This is a genomic window from Mycobacterium haemophilum DSM 44634, assembly GCF_000340435.2.
GTDB lineage: Bacteria > Actinomycetota > Actinomycetes > Mycobacteriales > Mycobacteriaceae > Mycobacterium > Mycobacterium haemophilum.
The window spans coordinates 1,018,874-1,036,662 of sequence record NZ_CP011883.2 but is presented as its reverse complement, the minus strand read 5'-3'; the positions used below and the strand labels follow the sequence as shown (position 1 = coordinate 1,036,662).

Here is a 17,789-nt window from a genome sequence, read left to right as displayed (position 1 = left end):
GCGAGGCGAAAGTACCGCTATCGCTTTTTCACCGATCTTGGCGGCTTGGCGCCGCGGCCTTGCCGCCGCGCGGCTTCGCGCCGTTCACGTCGACTGGCCCCGGCCGGCACCCCGGCTGGTGTTTTCGGCGCACCACCGCCGTTGCGCTGCACCTGCGCCGAGCCGTCCTCGGACGGCCCGGAATACGTCAGGGCGGGCGAGCCGTTATCAATACCCTTGGCGCGCAACGCGCTTGGAGCCTCTTGGCGCTGTCGGACGGCAGCGGCGGCCTCGTCATCCGCGACCAATCCGGCGAGCCCTTCGGGTACCGCCACCGGGGCCACCTGGGGGGCAGGCACCGCCTCGACCGCGACATTGAATAGGAAGCCGACCGACTCCTCTTTCATACCGTCGAGCATGGCCATGAACATGTCGTAGCCCTCGCGCTGGTACTCCACTAATGGATCACGCTGGGCCATCGCGCGCAGCCCGATACCCTCCTTGAGATAGTCCATCTCGTAGAGGTGCTCGCGCCACTTGCGGTCGACCACGTTAAGCAGCACGTTGCGCTCCAGCTGACGCATCGCACCCTCGCCGGCGACTTCCTCGAGCTCGGCTTCCCTAGCGGCATAAGCACGTTCGGCGTCTTTGAGCAGCGCCTCGAGCAATTCGTCGCGGGTGAGCTCGTCGCGCTCGGAGTCCTCGTCCGGTCGCGTCAGCGACTCGTGCTTGATCCCGACCGGGTAGAGCGTCCCCAGCGCTGACCACAACGCATCCAGATCCCAGTCCTCGGCGTAGCCGTCGGTGGTAGCGCCGTCGACGTAGGCGGTGATGACGTCGCGGACCATGTCCAACGCCTGCTGCTGCAGGTTCTCGCCTTCGAGGATGCGACGACGCTCGGCATAGATCACCTTGCGCTGCTGGTTCATCACCTCGTCGTACTTGAGGACGTTCTTGCGGACCTCGAAGTTTTGCTGCTCGACCTGGGTCTGGGCGCTCTTGATCGCTCGGGTGACCATTTTGGCTTCGATCGGCACATCGTCGGGCAGGTTCAGCCTGGTCAACAAAGCTTCCAAGGTGGCGCCGTTGAACCGGCGCATGAGCTCGTCACCCAGCGACAAGTAGAAGCGTGACTCGCCCGGGTCACCTTGGCGACCGGAGCGGCCGCGCAGCTGGTTGTCAATGCGCCGCGACTCGTGGCGTTCGGTGCCCAGCACATACAGGCCGCCGGCCTCGATCACCTCGGCGGCCTCTTGACTGGCTTCCTCCTTGACCTTGGGCAGTTCGGAGTGCCAGGCCGCCTCGTACTCGTCGGGCGTCTCCACCGGATCCAGGCCATGCGCGCGCAGCCGCTGGTCGGTGAGGAAGTCGACGTTGCCGCCCAGCACGATGTCGGTGCCGCGGCCGGCCATGTTGGTGGCCACGGTGACGCCGCCGCGCCGCCCCGCCACGGCGATGATGCCCGCCTCTTGTTCGTGGTACTTGGCGTTGAGCACGTTGTGCGGAATGCGCCGCTTGGTGAACTGCCGCGCCAGGTACTCCGAGCGTTCCACGCTGGTGGTGCCGATCAGCACCGGCTGGCCCTTCTCATAGCGCTCGGCGACGTCATCGACCACCGCGATGTATTTGGCTTCCTCGGTCTTATAGATGAGGTCGGATTGGTCTTCGCGGATCATTGGCTTGTTGGTCGGAATGGCGACCACGCCCAGCTTGTAGATCTCGTGCAGCTCGGCCGCCTCGGTCTGGGCGGTTCCGGTCATGCCGGCGAGTTTGTCGTAGAGCCGGAAGTAGTTCTGCAGCGTGATGGTGGCCAGCGTCTGGTTCTCGGCCTTGATTTCGACGTGCTCCTTGGCCTCGATGGCCTGGTGCATGCCCTCGTTGTAGCGACGGCCAATCAGCACGCGACCGGTGAACTCGTCGACGATGAGCACTTCGCCGTCGCGGACGATGTAGTCCTTGTCGCGGTTGAACAGCTCCTTGGCCTTCAAGGCGTTGTTGAGATAGCTGACCAGTGGCGAGTTGGCGGCCTCGTAGAGGTTGTCGATGCCGAGCTGGTCTTCGACGAACTCCACACCCTTTTCATGCACGCCGACGGTGCGTTTGCGCAGGTCGACCTCGTAGTGCAGATCCTTTTCCATTAGCGGCGCCAACCGAGCGAACTCGGTGTACCAGTTGGAGGCACCGTCGGCGGGACCGGAGATGATCAGCGGGGTGCGGGCCTCGTCGATCAGGATGGAGTCGACCTCGTCGACAATGGCGTAGTGGTGCCCGCGCTGCACCAGGTCGTCCAGCGAGTGCGCCATGTTGTCGCGCAGGTAGTCGAAGCCGAACTCGTTGTTGGTGCCGTAGGTGATGTCGGCGTTGTAGGCCACCCGACGCTCGTCGGGGGTCATGGGAGCCAAGATCACCCCGACCTGCAGGCCGAGGAAGCGGTGTACCCGGCCCATCCACTCGCTGTCACGTTTGGCCAGGTAGTCGTTCACGGTGACGATGTGCACGCCCTTGCCGGCCAGCGCGTTGAGGTAGGCGGGCAGCACCCCGGTCAGGGTCTTGCCTTCACCGGTCTTCATCTCGGCGACGTTGCCCAGGTGCAACGCCGCCCCGCCCATCACCTGCACGTCAAACGGGCGTTGGTCGAGCACCCGCCAGGCGGCTTCGCGGGCCACCGCGAATGCCTCGGGCAGCAGGTTGTCGAGGGTCTCCTCGTCGGCGAGGCGCTTCTTGAACTCGTCGGTCTTGGCCTTCAGCTCGGTATCGGTGAGTAACGCGGCATCATCGGACAACGTGTTGACATAGTCGGCCACCTTTTTGAGGCGCTTGACCATGCGACCTTCACCAAGGCGCAGCAACTTCGACAGCACAGCTATGTCCCCTGTGGGTTGGAGTCTTCCTTTTCGATAAGGCGCCATCCATCGTAGGTGACAGGCCGCAATGGCCGTCCGAACGTGTCAAGCCAGCCTGATCAAGCGAGCCTGATCAAGCCATAATCGTAGGCGTGTCGTCGGTAGACAACCGACGGCCGTTCGGCGTGTTTGTCGTAGAACAAAAAGAAGTCGTGCCCGACCAGCTCCATCTCGTAGAGTGCGTCGTCGACCGACATCGGCGTGGCCGGGTGTTCCTTGGTACGGACGATCCGCCCCGGCTCATGGTCGGTGGCCGCACCGTCGTGATCGTGCGCCGGGGCCGGTTCGGTGTTGAAGGCCTTCTCTGGCGGCACAGCGACCGCAGTCGCCTCCGCCACTGACACCGGGGTCTTGTCACCGTAGTGCACCTTGCGTCGGTCCTTGCCACGACGCAGCCGGCTCTCGAGCTTGACGACCGCTGACTCGAGTGCGGCATAGAAGCTGTCGGCGCACGCCTCACCGCGCACTACCGGCCCACGGCCCCGCGCGGTGATCTCCACGCGCTGACAGGACTTACGTTGGCGACGGTTGCGTTCATGATCGAGTTCGACGTCGAACAGGTAGATGGTCCGGTCGAACCGCTCTAAGCGGGCGAGTTTCTGCGAGACATAGATGCGAAAGTGGTCGGGGATCTCGACATTGCGGCCCTTGAACACCACCTCGGCGGTCGGCATCGGTTCAACCGGTTCGTCGGGTGCAACCGGTGCTGGGTCGAGAATCTGACCGGAATCCGCGGTTAGCCTTGACATACGTGACAACTCGTTTCTCTTTTCACATCACACGCGCCGTGCGCGCCTAGCTGTGCTGAGTGGCGTGCGATCGCCACTGGCTTTTACCAAGACGCACCGACGGGGTGGGAGCGGTTGCAGAATGGTCGCCGCGCAGGCTGCCCGCCGGTGCAAGATGTCGATTTCTCACCTCCTGCCGCGAGTAGCGCCGCTGGGAAAATCGCGACGGCGAGTCCCGATAACTTCGGGAAGGTTGTCCTCGACGTTAGCTCGTGTTCGCCTTGCCGTGCCACCAATTTGGCGGACGTGTTGCGAGTTCTTCACTTCTTCTCATCGGATTCAAGCATGATTCATCGGATCCGAGCATGATGCATCGGATCCGAGCTGGCCGCAGTCATTACTTTCACCAGGATTCCATCAAGCGGCCGCGATGGTCAGCACCGCGGTCACCCGCATCCCGGTAGCGTGCAGGGTCCGGACCGACTCACGCGCTGTCGCCCCGGTGGTGATGACGTCGTCGATGATCAGGACTTCCCCGAGATCCCTGCGCGGCGGCTGGCCGCGCAGCAGCACCCGCCCGGCGATATTGCGCTCCCGGGCGGAGGTACCGAGGCCCACCGAGTCGCGGGCCAACGCCTTCATCCGCAACGCTGGAACAACGGTGATATCCGCGTGTGCTGCCAACGTCGCCACCGCAAGCCGGGCCATCCGGGTGACGGGGTCGCCGCCGCGGCGCCGCGCCGCCGCTCGCCGCGTTGGCGCGGGCACGACCGTCAGCGGGGTCTCGACCATGCCCCACACCAGCAGCCGGTGCACCCCGACGGCCAGGGCGTGCGCCAGCGGTGCAACCAGGTCGCGGCGGCCGTGCTCCTTCATCGCAAGGATCGCCTGGCGACGGGCGCCGGCGTACCGGCCGAGCGTGAACACCGGCACCAGCGGGTCGATACGGGGGCTCACCACACGCGGTTCGCTGGCAGCCACCGACAGCTCCACGGCGCATGCGTCGCACCATCGCGTGGCGGGCGCACCGCAGCCGCCGCATTCCAGCGGCAGGATGAGATCAAGCACCCCCGCAGTGTGCCGGTCGGGGGTGACACTCAACCCGGCAATACCGGCTCTGCCCCCGCGACGGTCAACCCCGCGACCTCCGACCAGCCCTGCTGGCTTTCGGCAACGGACGCCGAATACTGCAGCACCCCTTGCGGACCCGCGACATACACCGTCGACGGGTTGGCCGCAATCGCCGACAGCGGAACCTGCAAACCGCGGGCCGGCGCATCAGAGTTCACCCCGTCAAGGTTCACGTACGACACCGGATGCGTGGCATCGGTGCGGGTCACCACGATGTCGTCGCCGGTTCGCCAGGACAACGACACCACCGAGGTGCCCAACCCGAAGCCCAGTCGGCGCGGGTATGTCAAGGCAAACTGTCCGGCCTGGGTCTGCTCGACGCCGGCGAGAATCACCTGCCCACCGATCACCATCGCGGCACGCGTCCCATCCCGGGACAGCTGCAGGTCGGTGATCGGCCCCGGGAACCGGCTGGCCACCGCGGCGGAATCCACCGGAATACGCGCGGGTTGCCCCGACGCCGGTTCCTGAATGGCGCGCAGCACATTGTTGGTGTCGACCACCACCCACACCGCGTCGTCGAGTGACCAGCTGGGCCGCGACAGGCTGTGTCCGTCGGCAGATTGGACCGCCTCGCCACCGAGATCACCGATCCACAGCGACTCCCCCTCGTCGGGGGCGCCGCGGCGCAGGGTCACCACCGACGCCACCTGCCGCCCGCTGCGGGATAGTGCAGCGCCAGTCTGGTCGGGCATCCGCCCGAAGGCCCCCAGGACCGGGGTGGCGTGCTGTCCGTCCACCGAGACTAATGCCCCGCCCAGCAACGCATGCAGCCCCGCGCCCGCGCCGTCAGCCACGCCCGGGTCGGTGGCAGCGACGTCGGAGGTGGTCCACCCGTCGGCGAACCTGTCGTCCAGCGGCGCGCCGTCAGCGTTGATCACATACGGCCCTCTGATGTCGGCCCTGGCAAGCGTCCAAATGATCTGCGCGGCAAGCAATTGCCTGCTGTGCGGATCGGTGGTGGATAGTTTCTCCAGATCTATCCGCGCACCGCCGTAACCCCGCCCGACCCCGCTTTTGCTGCCGTCGGCCCGCGTCACCGGGCCACGCAGCCGCAGCGGTGGAGCCAGCAGATTGCGGACAGTGTGCGCCATCTCGGGCCGTGGACCAGCTAGCAATTTGGAGACAAGCTCGGTGGCCAACTGATCATGACCGGGAACCGCGACGTAGCGGGGATCGGGAACCACGGTCTTGCCAGTCGGGTCGGCGAAGTAGAGGGTGTTGCGCTTGTAGGTCGCCTGAAACTGCTGCCAGTCCAGGAAAACCCCGTTGGGCAGGTGGTCGATCCGCCAGCCACCCGACGTCTTGATCAATTCGATCGGACCCGGGTCTGGCAGCACACCCTCCGCGGTCTCGAACACACCCATGTCGGACAGCGAACCTAGGATGTCTGCCCGCATCGTCGCCGAAACACGTTCGGCACCACGGGTTTCGACGAATACCACATGGTCGATCAGTAGTGCGCTACCGGCGTCGTCCCAGGCGTTGGATGCCGACTGGGTGAGGAACTGACGCGCCGCCAGATGCCGGTTGGCCGGATCGGCTGTGGCCTTGAGGAATTCGCGCAACAGCACATCGGGATCCATACCGGGGGTCGGCTTGGGCAGATTCGACGGCGCCGGTCGCTCGACGGTGCCGATCGCCTGCGGAGCCGACGAGCTGGGTACCCCGGCGCAGCCGGCGAGCACCAAGGCCAACAGCGCCACAAGCAGCCGCCGCATTACCCGCTCCTCTCGGCGTGCTCTCGCGGACGCTGACGTTGGGTGCCGTGTTGTTGGCCGGCTGCGCCGGGGTGCGGAGTTGGTTGCGGGATCGGTTTCATCGGCTTCATAGGTAAGGGACTGGTGGTGACCTTGTGGCCGCGAACCAGCGGAAGCGTCAGCCGAAAACACGCGCCCTGACCAGGCTCGCCCCATGCTTCGAGTCGGCCCTGGTGCAGCCGCGCATCCTCGATGCTGATCGCCAGCCCCAGCCCGGTCCCGCCGGAACGCCGCACCCGGGACGGGTCCGACCGCCAAAACCGGCTGAACACCAGCTTCTCTTCGCCGGGCCGCAGCCCGACCCCGTAGTCACGCACGGTGACCGCGACGGTATCTTCGTCGGCGCCCATCCGGATCCGCACCGGTTTGCGCTCGGCGTGGTCGATGGCGTTGGCGATCAGGTTGCGCAGGATCCGCTCCACCCGGCGTGCGTCAACCTCGGCAATCACCTCCTCGGCGGGCATGTCCACCAGCAGTTCGATACCGGCCTCCTCGGCCAGGTGGCCGACGTTGCCTAGCGCGTTATTCACCGTCGCGCGCAGATCGACCGCCTCAACGGAGAGCTCGGCCACGCCGGCGTCGTGCCGCGAGATCTCGAGTAGGTCGTTAAGCAACGTCTCGAATCGGTCCAGCTCGCTGACCAGCAGTTCGGTGGACCGCCGCAGCGTGGGGTCAAGGTCGGAGCTGTGGTCGTAGATCAAGTCGGCGGCCATCCGTACGGTGGTCAGCGGTGTGCGGAGTTCATGGCTGACGTCGGACGTGAAACGGCGTTGCAGGTTACCGAACTCCTCGAGCTGGGTGATCTGCCGAGACAAGCTTTCCGCCATGTCATTGAACGACACCGCCAGCCGTGCCATGTCGTCCTCGCCGCGCACCGGCATCCGTTCCGACAGGTGCCCCTCGGCGAACCGTTCGGCGATCCGTGACGCCGACCGCACCGGCACCACCACCTGGCGCGATACCAGCAACGCGATACCCGACAGCAGGACCAGCAGCACCAGGCCGCCGGTGGCCATGGTGCCGCGCACCAGCGTGACGGTGGCCTGTTCGTTCTTCAACGGAAAGATCAGGTACAGCTCAAGATTGGCCACCTGCGACGACGTCGGCGTGCCGATGATCAACGCTGGCCCCGAGAAGCCCTCGGTGTGCACCGCCGCGTACTGGTAAGCCGCCTGCCCGGCTTTGATGAAGCCGCGCAACGAATTAGGCACCTGATCGACGGGTCCGGCCGTGGTCGCGGCGCGCGGGCCATCGCCGGGCACCATCAGCACCGCGTCGAAGGCACCGGCGAGGCCAGCACCAGAGGTTGGGTCGGTTTTCGATGTCAACGTGTTGCGGGCCAGCTGCAGACTGCTGTCCAGCGAGCGGGTCTCCTCACCGTTGACGATCCCGGTGACGGTGGTGCGGGCCCGTTCGACCTGCTCGATGGCGGCCCTGACCTTGACGTCGAGCACACGGTTGGTGAGCTGACTGGTGAGCACGAAGCCAAGCGCCAAAATCACGGCCAACGACAAACCAAATGTTAGCGCTACAACACGTAGTTGCAGCGATCGGCGCCAGGCAACACCCACAGCTCGCGTCAACGCGCCCATGCCGCGAGTCATGGGGCCCGAGCGCCCCCAGCGACCCCGAATGCGTCGCCGCGAGCTGAAGATCACCGGCGCAGCTCCTCAGCATCGCGGCTGGCGGAGCCTCTACGCCGCGCGCGCGTCACGGGGGTCCGGCCTTGTATCCCACTCCTCGAACGGTCAACACCACGGTCGGGTTCTCCGGGTCTTTCTCGACCTTTGCCCGTAGCCGCTGGACATGCACGTTAACCAGGCGAGTATCCGCTGGGTGCCGATATCCCCACACCTGTTCGAGCAGCACATCACGAGTAAACACCTGGCGTGGCTTGCGTGCCAACGCGACCAGCAGGTCGAATTCCAGCGGTGTCAATGAGATCTGTTCACCGTTTCGGGTGACCTTGTGTGCCGGCACGTCGATATCGACGTCGGCGATGGACAGCATCTCGGCTGGCTCGTCGTCGTTGCGCCGCAGCCGCGCCCGCACCCGAGCGACCAGCTCCTTGGGCTTGAACGGCTTCATGATGTAGTCGTCGGCGCCCGACTCCAGCCCCAGCACCACGTCCACGGTGTCGGTCTTGGCGGTCAGCATCACAATCGGAACGCCGGAGTCGGCGCGCAACACCCGGCACACGTCGATGCCGTTCATGCCGGGCAACATCAGGTCCAGTAGCACCAGGTCGGGGCGCAACTCGCGCACCGCGGTCAGGGCCTGAGTACCGTCGCCGATGACCGCGGTGTCGAAGCCCTCCCCACGCAGCACGATGGTGAGCATCTCAGCCAGCGAAGCGTCGTCGTCGACGACCAAAATCCTTTGCCTCATGGTGTCCATGGTGTCACCAGATCGGGACAAAACTGGGGCGCCACACGGGCGTTTCGCACATGATAAGCCCAAATACCGTCAAATTCGGCCCTCACGCGGTCTGACAGCCCATCAAAGTGGCGACCAACCGGTCCGGATCGACGTCCGCGTCGACGACTAGCCACCTCCCGCCCCACCCTGCGGCGGCCAGGCCGGCGTAGACCGCGCCGGTGCGCTGCTGAAGGTCGTCGTCGCGTTCGTAGCTGTCCCGCGGCCGGTCGAGATCGGTGCGGGCCCGGTGGCGGGCACGCTCCCCGGCGAGCTCGGCGGAGACTGCGAGCAGCACTTGCCAATCGGGCGGGGGCAACCGCAATCTCTGGTATTCGGTTCGCTGCACCCAGGCCACCGCCTCCCCGCTGCAGTCCTCATGCAGACGCGCGGCGCTGTAGGCGGCATTGGATGCGACGTAGCGATCAAGGATCACGACGTCATGAGTGCGGCACGCGGCTGCGATGTCCTCGACCGCCCCGGCGCGGTCGAACGCGAACAGCAGGGCCATCGCGTACACCGACGACGCGAGATCACCGTGCTGGCCGTGCAGCGCCTCCGCGGCGATGTCGGCGGCCACTGATTGCCGGTAGCGCGGGAAGGCCAACGTTGCCACCGACTTCCCGGCGGCCTCAAACGCCTGACGTAACCCCTCGGACAAGGTGCGCTTGCCAGCGCCGTCAACGCCTTCAATCGCGATCAACACGGCGCGAGCCTAGCGGTAGCCGACGAACGTGCGGCTGGCCGCACACTCGGCTCGAAGCGAGGTTCAGTAGCGATAGTGGTCCGGCTTGAACGGGCCCTCGACGTCGACACCGAGGTATTCGGCCTGGTCCTTGGACAGCTTGGTCAACTGGCCGCCGAGGGCCTCGACGTGGATACGGGCCACTTTTTCGTCGAGATGCTTGGGCAGCCGGTACACCTCGTTGTCGTATTCGTCGTTCTTGGTCCACAGCTCGATCTGGGCGATCGTCTGGTTGGCGAAGCTATTGCTCATCACGAACGACGGATGGCCGGTGGCGTTGCCCAGGTTCAGCAGCCGGCCCTCGGAAAGCACAATGATCGACTTGCCGCTGTCGCCGAAAGTCCACAGGTCAACCTGCGGCTTGATGTTGAGCCGCGTCGCCCCGGAGCGTTCCAGGGCCGCCATATCGATCTCGTTGTCGAAGTGGCCGATGTTGCCCAGGATGGCGTGATCCTTCATCGCCTTCATGTGCTCGAGTGAGATGATGTCTTTGTTGCCGGTCGCGGTGACGACGATGTCCGCGTCGCCGATGGCGTCCTCGACCCGCTTGACGTCGAAGCCCTCCATCAGCGCCTGCAGCGCGTTAATCGGGTCGATCTCGGTGACGGTGACCCGCGCGCCCTGCCCCTTCGCCGCCTCCGCGCACCCCTTACCCACGTCCCCGTAGCCGCAGATGAGCACGTTCTTGCCGCCGATCAGGGCGTCGGTGCCACGGTTGATGCCGTCGATCAGGGAGTGCCGGGTGCCGTACTTGTTGTCGAACTTGGACTTGGTCACCGAGTCGTTGACGTTGATCGCGGGGAAGGCCAGGTCTCCGGCTGCGGCGAATTGGTACAGCCGCAGCACACCGGTGGTGGTCTCCTCGGTGACGCCCTTGACCGACTCGGCGATCTTGGTCCACTTGCCCTTGTCGGTCTCGAAGCGCTTCCGCAGCAGGTTCAAGAAGACTTTCCACTCGGCGGGGTCGTCGTCCTCGGCGGGCGGCACCACGCCGGCCTTCTCGTACTGCATGCCGCGCAGCACCAGCATGGTGGCGTCCCCGCCGTCGTCCAGGATCATATTTGCAGGAGCGGGCCCGGCTTCGTTATCCGGCCAGGTGAGCATCTGCTCGGCAGCCCACCAGTACTCCTCGAGGGTCTCACCCTTCCAGGCGAACACCGGTACGCCCTTGGGCTCCTCGGGCGTGCCGTAGGGGCCGACGACGACTGCCGCCGCCGCATGGTCCTGGGTGGAGAAGATATTGCACGACGCCCATCTGACTTCCGCGCCCAGCGCGGTCAACGTCTCGATCAGCACCGCGGTCTGCACCGTCATGTGCAGCGAGCCGGAAATACGGGCCCCTTTCAGCGGCTGCACGTCGGCGTATTCACGACGCAGCGACATCAGGCCAGGCATCTCATGCTCGGCGATCCGGAGTTCTTTGCGGCCGAAATCCGCCAGCGACAGGTCGGCAACCTTGAAGTCGATGCCGTTACGAACGTCGGGCGTCAGCGAATTTTCGGTCGTCGTCATAACGTGTCTCAATCCTTCTAGGGCTCAGGAACTCACAAGGGCAAACGGGCTACTCGTCAGCCACTGTAGTCGCTGACCTTTCTGCGACCCGGAGCCCCCGCAGGTCAGGTCAAGGTGCGTTGACGACCCCGTGACGCTCGGCGAACGGCGTCATTAAACGCGCCAGGTCCGCCGCGACGTCGTGGTCGGCTTCCGGGGGCATCGACACGTAGCTCAACGACAGCCTGACGATGGCACGCGCCAGGATGCCGGCGTCTTCATCGCTAGTAGCCACCCAGCTCTGAGTGAACGCCATCGCCAACCGAGCCGACGCACGAGTGATCATAGGCGCGCTGTCGGTCGTGATGAGCTGCAACAGATCAGGCTTGGCGACGCCGGTCAGCAACGAAATCACCAATGGGTCCGCCGCCGACTCGGAGAAGAATGACCGAAAACCCTGCAGGAACGATTCGTAGATGTTGCCAACGTTGGCGTCCAGGGCGGCATGGACGCTGTCAACCAGGCGATCAGCCAGACGCAGCGCATAGCCCTGCGCCAGGCCCTGCCGTGAGCCGAACTCGTTGTAAATGGTCTGCCGGCTGATACCAGCGGCCCGGGCGACGTCGGACAACGTGATAGCCGACCAGTCTCGGGTCAGCAGCAGATCCCGCATCGCATCTAATACCGAATCACGCAACAAGACGCGCGACGCTTCGGCATAAGGAATCCGCTTCACCGGCGCGAGGATATCGTTTTGGGCGCTCACGGGCGCGCAACCTCTACCATCTCGAAGTCCGCCTTGGCCGCGCCGCAGTCCGGACAGCTCCAGTCCTCGGGGATGTCGTCCCAGCGGGTGCCGGGCTCGATGCCATCTTCCGGCCAGCCCTGCGCCTCGTCGTACTCGAAGCCACATTGGACGCAGCGGAACAGTTTGTAGTCACTCATGTGAGTTCTCCTAGCTTCTGGAAATCTGGTTTCTCGCGCACCGCACAGTCCGGACAACACCAGTCACCGGGGAGCTGCTCCCACCGCGTGCCCGGCGGAAAGCCTTCTCTGGCATCGCCTTTGGCCTCGTCGTAGATGTAGTCGCAGACCGGGCACTGGTAGGCGGCCATCATTGTGCAGCGCCATAGGTGGCCAGCAGCTTCTCCCTCAACCTGGGCTGCACGTTAGCCCGAGCGATATCGCCGCCGTAGTGCGCCAGCACCCGACGATCCATCACCTTGCGCCACAGCGGCGGGAAATACGCCAGCGTGATCATCGACGCATACCCGCTCGGCAGGTTGGGCGAGCCATCGAGGCTACGCAGTGTCTGATAGCGGCGAGTCGGATTGGCATGGTGATCGCTATGCCGCTGCAAGTGGTACAGGAACAGGTTGGTAACCAGATGGTCGGAGTTCCAGCTGTGCTCGGGGGCGCAGCGCTCGTAGCGGCCGGTCGCGATCTTTTGCCGCAGCAATCCGTAATGCTCGAGATAGTTCACCGTCTCAAACGTGGTCCAAGCGTACAGCGCCTGAATAACCACCAACGGGATCAGCGCCGGGCCGAACACCGCGATCAGTGCACCCCACAACACCACCGACATCAGCCAGGCGTTGAGCACGTCGTTGCCTGGGTACGTTTGCGGATTCCATGGGCTTCGCCCCCGGCGCCGCGCCCGCTGAGCCTCCAACCGCACGGCGGAACGCAGGCCGCCGACAACACTGCGCGGCAGGAACTCCCAGAATGTCTCGCCGAAGCGGCTTGATGCCGGATCCTCGGGTGTGGCCACCCGGACGTGGTGGCCACGGTTGTGCTCGATGTAGAAGTGCCCATAGCAGCTCTGCGCGAGGGTCAGCTTGGACAGCCACCGCTCCAGGGCTTCCTTCTTGTGCCCCATCTCGTGCGCGGCGTTCATGCCGACGGCGCCGAGAACACCGATCGACAGCGCCAGCCCGACCTTCGCCGGCCAGCTCAGCCCGCCCGGATAACCCAGCCAACTCAGGTCCGACGCGGTGAACAGGTAGGCACCAACGATCACGCTGGCATATTGGAAAGGGAGGTAGGCGTACGTGCAGTAGCGGTAGTACTTATCACGCTCCAGCCGCTCCATGACCTCGTCGGGCGGGTTCTGTCCGTCCGGACCGAACTTCAGGTCCAACGCGGGCAGCAGGATGTAGACCAAGAACGGCCCGACCCACAACAGCGCCGGCGAGACAGCCTGCCAGCCAACCTGATTCATGCCCCAGATGATCGGCAGGATCAACAACAGCATCGTCGGGGGAACCAGTCCGATAAGCCATAGGTAGCGCTTCTTGTCACGCCACACTGCGACGTCGGGTCTGAGTTCTGCGGTCATGCGCCCACCTCCTAGTCAGTCCCCCGAGGCCAGATTGGACAATACGGCAAATTGCGTCTTATGTCTAGACATAAGACGCAATTTTGTAAACTCACTGGATCCTGGGGTTCTACGCCACCGCGTTGTCGGTGTCGAGATCTGGGTCGCGTTTGTCCTGGTTGGCGTGGTGGGTCTGGTGAGCCTCTCGACGACCTTGCACCGAGTGCTGGTGTCCGTATCCGACGTAGATCGCGATTCCCACCAACAGCCAGACGGCGAACCGGATCCAGGTCAACGCGGTCAGGTTCAGCATCAGCCACACTGAGGCGCAGATCGACGCGATCGGCAGCAACGGCACCCACGGCGCACGGAACCCCCGCTGCAGGTCCGGCCGCGTTCGGCGCAGGACAATCACCCCAGCCGACACCAGGACGAACGCGAACAACGTTCCAACGTTGACCATCTCCTCGAGCTTGGCTATCGGAAACACCGCCGCCGTCGTACCGACCACCGCCGCAACGAGCGCGGTGGTCCGGACCGGGGTGCCGCGCGAACCGGTTCTCGCCAGCCCCCGGGGCAACAGCCCGTCCCGTGCCATGGCGAACAAGACCCGGCATTGCCCGAGCGTCAGCACCATCACCACGGTGGTCAATCCGGCCAACGCCCCGACGGAAATGACTTTGCTTGCCCAGTTCACCCCGTTGGCCGCGAATGCGGTGGCCAGGTTTGCCGGACCATGGCCGGGAACGGTCTTGAGCTGGGTGTAGGAAACCATTCCCGACAGCACGACCGAGACCGCGACGTAGAGCAGGGTCACGATCCCCAGCGACGCCAGGATCCCCTTCGGAACATCGCTCTGGGGCCGCTTGGTCTCCTCCGCCATGGTGGCCACGATGTCGAAACCGATAAACGCGAAGAACACGATCGATGCCCCCGCCAACACGCCGTACCAGCCGTAATTGCTGCTGTGCGCGCCGGTGAGCAGCGACAACACCGACTGATTAACGCCGCTTGCGTCGTGTCCGGCTTCCGGGCTCGGAATGAACGGCGAGTAGTTAGCGGCTTTGATGTAGAAGGCACCGACCACCACAACCAAAATCACCACCGACACCTTGATACCGGTGACCACCGCGGAAAACCTCGACGACAACTTGGTGCCCAGCGCACACAGGGTGGCCACCACCGAGACAATCAACAGCGAGCCCCAGTCGAGCTGGACCGTTCCGAGTCCGACTGTGCCATCGACGAATCCGAACACCGTACCCAGGTAGCTCGACCAGCCTTTGGCCACCACAGCGGCGCCCATCGCCATTTCCAGCAGCAGATTCCAGCCGATGAGCCAGGCCAGGAATTCACCGAAGGTGGCATAGGAAAAGGTGTATCCGCTGCCCGCCACCGGCAGCGTCGAGGCGAATTCGGCGTAACACAGCGCAGCCAACGCGCAGGTGGCGGCCGCAATCAGAAACGCGACCCAGATGGCCGGACCGGTGATGTCGCCAGCAGTCGATGCGGTCACCGTGAAGATACCGGCGCCGACTACCACCGAGACCCCGAAAACTACTAGGTCCCGCCAGGTGAGGTCCTTGCGGAGCCGGGTACTGGGTTCGTCGGTGTCGGCGATCGACTGCTCGACCGACTTCATCCGCCATCGACTGGCCATCATCCTGTCCCTTCGTCAGCCGTTGTGACGGCACAGTACCGAGTAACCTCCGGGGAATGCGCGCGGTAGCGGAAAGCGCACCGGGTCACGCGGTCGTCATCGGGGCCAGCATCGCCGGTTTATCCGCCGCACGGGTGCTCTCGGACTTCTATGCCCGGGTGACGGTTTTCGAGCGCGACGACCTGCCAGCGACACCGGCACACCGCGCCACGGTCCCCCAGGACCGGCACCTGCACCTGCTGATGGCCCGCGGGGCAAACGAGTTCGAGGGCTTGTTTCCGGGCCTGCTGAAGGACATGGTGGCCGCCGGCGTGCCGATACTTCAGAACCGACCGGACTGCATCTACCTGGGCGCCGCGGGGCACGTGCTGGGAACGGGGGACACCCTGCGTACGGAATTCACCGCCTACGTGCCCAGCCGGCCGCACCTGGAGTGGCAGCTGCGACGACGGGTCCGCAACATCGGCAACGTCGAGATCGTGCGGAGATCTGTCGTGGCGCCAAGGTTCGACCCTGCGCAGCACCGAGTGACCGGCGTGCTGGTGGATTCCAGCGAACCGAAGCGCCCAGAGGTGGTGGGCGCCGAATTGGTGGTCGACGCTACCGGCCGCGGCACCCGGCTGCCGGTGTGGTTATCGCAGCGGGGATACCGGCGGCCAACCGTAGACACCGTGCACATCGGCATCCGCTATGCCACCCACCAACTTCGTATCCCTGACGGCCTGGTCCCGGAGAAGGTGGTGGTCACCGGCGTGTCTGTGCACCACTCGCTGGGGTTGGGCATGCTGTGCTACGAGGACGGCACCTGGGTCCTGACCACCTTCGGGGTGGCCCACGCCAAACCCCCTTCAACCTTCCGCGAGATGGTTGCGCTGGCCGACACGCTGCTTCCCGCGCATCTGGGTGCGGCGCTGGCGCGCGCCGAGCCGTGCGGCGCCCCGGCATTTCACGCATTTCCGGCCAGCAGCTGGCGCCGCTATGACAAACTGGACCGTTTCCCGGGCGGGATCGTTCCCATCGGTGATGCCGTAGCCAGCTTCAACCCCACGTTCGGGCAAGGAATGACGATGACGTCGCTGCAGGCCGGTCATCTGCGACGGGCGCTGGAATCCCGCGACGGCGACCTGGCCCGCACACTGAATTCGGCCACCGCCAAGACCACCTACCCGGTGTGGACCATGAACGCCATCGCCGACCTCTGCTTTCATCACGCTTCCGGGCACGCACCCCGGTGGTACCGACCGGTCGGCCGGCTGTTCGACCAGTTTCTCGGAGCCGCCGAAACCGACCCCGTTCTCGCCGAATGGTTTCTGCGCCGATTCTCCCTTCTTGACAGCCTGTACTTGGTGCCGCCAGCCGACCTAATAGGTCGCGCCAGCGCGCACAACCTGCGGCTGTGGCTGCGTGAGCGCCGGCAGACCGTCACACACCGACGGTCGCCCTGAACAGCTTGGCGGGTCGCTGCGCGACCAGCCGGATCGGGCCGTCGTCGGCCGCCACCCAGACAGCCATACCGCGTTTTATGGTGAGCGACTGGGACTTGCCGTGCACCGTGGCCGCACCCTCGGTGCACAACAAGATCTGTGGGCCTTGCGACACATCGTGGCGCGACGCGTCGACCTCGTGCCCCAGATACTCGCCGTCGAGCTCCAGGAGAGCGACCTCAAACTCATCGGTCGGGGTCTCATAGACCACCGCGAAACCCTCGCAGTGGGTCGGTGGGCGCAGCGCCTCCTCAGGGGTGGGGTTGAAGTCCAGCACCCGCAACAGCTCGGGCACGTCGACATGCTTGGGGGTGAGCCCTCCTCGTAACACGTTGTCGGAGTTAGCCATCACCTCCACACCGACACCTCGCAGATAGGCATGCAAGTTGCCGGCCGGCAAGAAGATAGCCTCGCCGGGGGCGAGGCTGATGCGGTTGAGCAACAACGACGCCAGCACGCCGGCGTCGCCGGGATAGCGCTCGCCGAGCTCCATCACCGTCTTGACTTCCGCCAGGAACTCCGTCGCGCCGGAGCTGACGTAAGCGATGGCACCCTCCAGCACGGTTGGCACCAGCACGTCAATGTCGGGCTGCGGCGCGGTGATCCAGGTAGTGAACAGCGCACGCAGACCGTCGGCGTCGGACTGGTCGCTCAGCAAATGGATGAACGGGTCGAGGTCGGAGACGGCTAACGCCGTAAGCAGCTCGGCGGTGCGTGACGCCTGACGAAATCCGGCCAACGCCTCGAATGGCTGCAGCGCCACCAACAACTCCGGCTTGTGGCTCCGGTCGCGGTAGTTACGCTCCGGCGAGGACACCGGAACGTCCAGATGTTCTTCGCGCAGGTAACCCTCGACCGCCTGCTCGGTGCTCGGATGGGCCTGCAGCGACAGCGGTTCGTCAGCCGCCAGCACCTTGACCATGAACGGCAGCACGTCACCGAATCGGGCGCGTGACACGGGGCCGAGCTGCCCCTCCGGATCGGCGACCAGAGCCTCCAGCAACGAGGTTTCGCCGTTGGCTGCTTGGAGCCAAGCCGGGTCACCGGGGTGCGCACCGAACCAGAGCTCAGCTTCGGGGTGGGCAGCCGGCACAGGTCGCCCGGTGAATTCGGCGATGGCGGTACGCGATCCCCACGCATATGTCCGCAACGCTCCGCGTAGCAGCTCCACCGTCT

Annotated in this window: 15 protein-coding genes; 1 reads left to right on the top strand and 14 read right to left on the bottom strand. The window is 65.1% G+C overall.

Features of this window, described 5'->3' with window-relative positions:
• Positions 1–17: 17 nt before the first annotated feature.
• The 13 genes from secA to B586_RS04900 all read right to left on the bottom strand — a co-directional run bounded on the left by secA (position 18) and on the right by B586_RS04900 (position 15,129).
• Positions 18–2,840: a preprotein translocase subunit SecA gene (gene secA / locus B586_RS04960; RefSeq protein ID WP_054880539.1), complete on the bottom strand. Its 2,823-nt coding sequence runs from the start codon at positions 2,838–2,840 to the stop codon at positions 18–20.
• Between the two features lie 101 nt (positions 2,841–2,941).
• A complete protein-coding gene (gene hpf / locus B586_RS04955; RefSeq protein ID WP_047313323.1) occupies positions 2,942–3,631 on the bottom strand; it encodes a ribosome hibernation-promoting factor, HPF/YfiA family in 690 nt (229 codons plus the stop codon).
• Positions 3,632–4,027: 396 nt separating this feature from the next.
• Complete coding sequence (locus tag B586_RS04950; protein WP_054881065.1) at positions 4,028–4,678, bottom strand: ComF family protein; 651 nt, start codon at positions 4,676–4,678, stop codon at positions 4,028–4,030.
• Positions 4,679–4,707: 29 nt separating this feature from the next.
• The gene (lpqB, locus tag B586_RS04945) at positions 4,708–6,462 is read right to left on the bottom strand and encodes an MtrAB system accessory lipoprotein LpqB (protein WP_047313324.1); all 1,755 of its coding nucleotides are present in this window, start codon (positions 6,460–6,462) and stop codon (positions 4,708–4,710) included.
• Positions 6,462–8,159, bottom strand: a complete 1,698-nt coding sequence (gene mtrB, locus B586_RS04940) for an MtrAB system histidine kinase MtrB (RefSeq protein WP_047313325.1) — start codon at positions 8,157–8,159, stop codon at positions 6,462–6,464. Before mtrB ends, lpqB begins: the two co-directional genes overlap by 1 nt.
• A gap of 52 nt (positions 8,160–8,211) precedes the next feature.
• A complete protein-coding gene (mtrA, locus tag B586_RS04935) occupies positions 8,212–8,898 on the bottom strand; it encodes a two-component system response regulator MtrA (RefSeq protein WP_015354856.1) in 687 nt (228 codons plus the stop codon).
• Positions 8,899–8,980: 82 nt separating this feature from the next.
• Positions 8,981–9,622: a dTMP kinase gene (locus B586_RS04930; protein WP_047313326.1), complete on the bottom strand. Its 642-nt coding sequence runs from the start codon at positions 9,620–9,622 to the stop codon at positions 8,981–8,983.
• A gap of 63 nt (positions 9,623–9,685) precedes the next feature.
• On the bottom strand, positions 9,686–11,173 hold the full coding sequence (gene ahcY / locus B586_RS04925; RefSeq protein WP_047313327.1) for an adenosylhomocysteinase: 1,488 nt from the start codon (positions 11,171–11,173) through the stop codon (positions 9,686–9,688).
• A gap of 109 nt (positions 11,174–11,282) precedes the next feature.
• Positions 11,283–11,888 (bottom strand): TetR family transcriptional regulator AlkX, encoded by a 606-nt coding sequence (gene alkX / locus B586_RS04920; RefSeq protein WP_047313494.1) that lies wholly within the window; start codon positions 11,886–11,888, stop codon positions 11,283–11,285.
• 26 nt (positions 11,889–11,914) lie between these two features.
• Positions 11,915–12,097, bottom strand: coding sequence for a rubredoxin (locus tag B586_RS04915; protein ID WP_047313328.1), 183 nt, complete (start codon positions 12,095–12,097; stop codon positions 11,915–11,917).
• Positions 12,094–12,267, bottom strand: coding sequence for a rubredoxin (locus B586_RS04910; RefSeq protein WP_047313495.1), 174 nt, complete (start codon positions 12,265–12,267; stop codon positions 12,094–12,096). The genes B586_RS04915 and B586_RS04910 overlap by 4 nt, the downstream gene beginning before the upstream one ends.
• Positions 12,267–13,490 (bottom strand): alkane 1-monooxygenase, encoded by a 1,224-nt coding sequence (locus B586_RS04905; protein WP_047313329.1) that lies wholly within the window; start codon positions 13,488–13,490, stop codon positions 12,267–12,269. Before B586_RS04905 ends, B586_RS04910 begins: the two co-directional genes overlap by 1 nt.
• 109 nt (positions 13,491–13,599) lie before the next feature.
• Positions 13,600–15,129, bottom strand: a complete 1,530-nt coding sequence (locus B586_RS04900; protein ID WP_047313496.1) for an APC family permease — start codon at positions 15,127–15,129, stop codon at positions 13,600–13,602.
• Between the two features lie 56 nt (positions 15,130–15,185).
• Between B586_RS04900 and B586_RS04895 the strand changes: the two genes are divergently transcribed.
• Entirely contained in the window at positions 15,186–16,574 is a 1,389-nt protein-coding gene (locus B586_RS04895) for an FAD-dependent oxidoreductase (RefSeq protein ID WP_054880540.1), read from the top strand.
• Here the strand turns inward: B586_RS04895 and manA are convergent.
• Positions 16,552–17,784, bottom strand: a complete 1,233-nt coding sequence (gene manA / locus B586_RS04890) for a mannose-6-phosphate isomerase, class I (protein ID WP_054880541.1) — start codon at positions 17,782–17,784, stop codon at positions 16,552–16,554. The genes B586_RS04895 and manA overlap by 23 nt on opposite strands.
• Positions 17,785–17,789 lie beyond the last annotated feature (5 nt).

What these genes read in the sequence shown, in the direction of transcription:
- hpf (WP_047313323.1), bottom strand. Translation starts at nt 3,631, where the DNA reads ATGTCAAGGCTAACCGCGGATTCCGGTCAGATTCTCGACCCAGCACCG.
- lpqB (WP_047313324.1), bottom strand. Translation starts at nt 6,462, where the DNA reads ATGCGGCGGCTGCTTGTGGCGCTGTTGGCCTTGGTGCTCGCCGGCTGC.
- mtrA (WP_015354856.1), bottom strand. Translation starts at nt 8,898, where the DNA reads ATGGACACCATGAGGCAAAGGATTTTGGTCGTCGACGACGACGCTTCG.
- ahcY (WP_047313327.1), bottom strand. Translation starts at nt 11,173, where the DNA reads ATGACGACGACCGAAAATTCGCTGACGCCCGACGTTCGTAACGGCATC.
- B586_RS04915 (WP_047313328.1), bottom strand. Translation starts at nt 12,097, where the DNA reads ATGAGTGACTACAAACTGTTCCGCTGCGTCCAATGTGGCTTCGAGTAC.
- B586_RS04910 (WP_047313495.1), bottom strand. Translation starts at nt 12,267, where the DNA reads ATGGCCGCCTACCAGTGCCCGGTCTGCGACTACATCTACGACGAGGCC.
- B586_RS04905 (WP_047313329.1), bottom strand. Translation starts at nt 13,490, where the DNA reads ATGACCGCAGAACTCAGACCCGACGTCGCAGTGTGGCGTGACAAGAAG.
- B586_RS04900 (WP_047313496.1), bottom strand. Translation starts at nt 15,129, where the DNA reads ATGGCCAGTCGATGGCGGATGAAGTCGGTCGAGCAGTCGATCGCCGAC.
- B586_RS04895 (WP_054880540.1), top strand. Translation starts at nt 15,186, where the DNA reads ATGCGCGCGGTAGCGGAAAGCGCACCGGGTCACGCGGTCGTCATCGGG.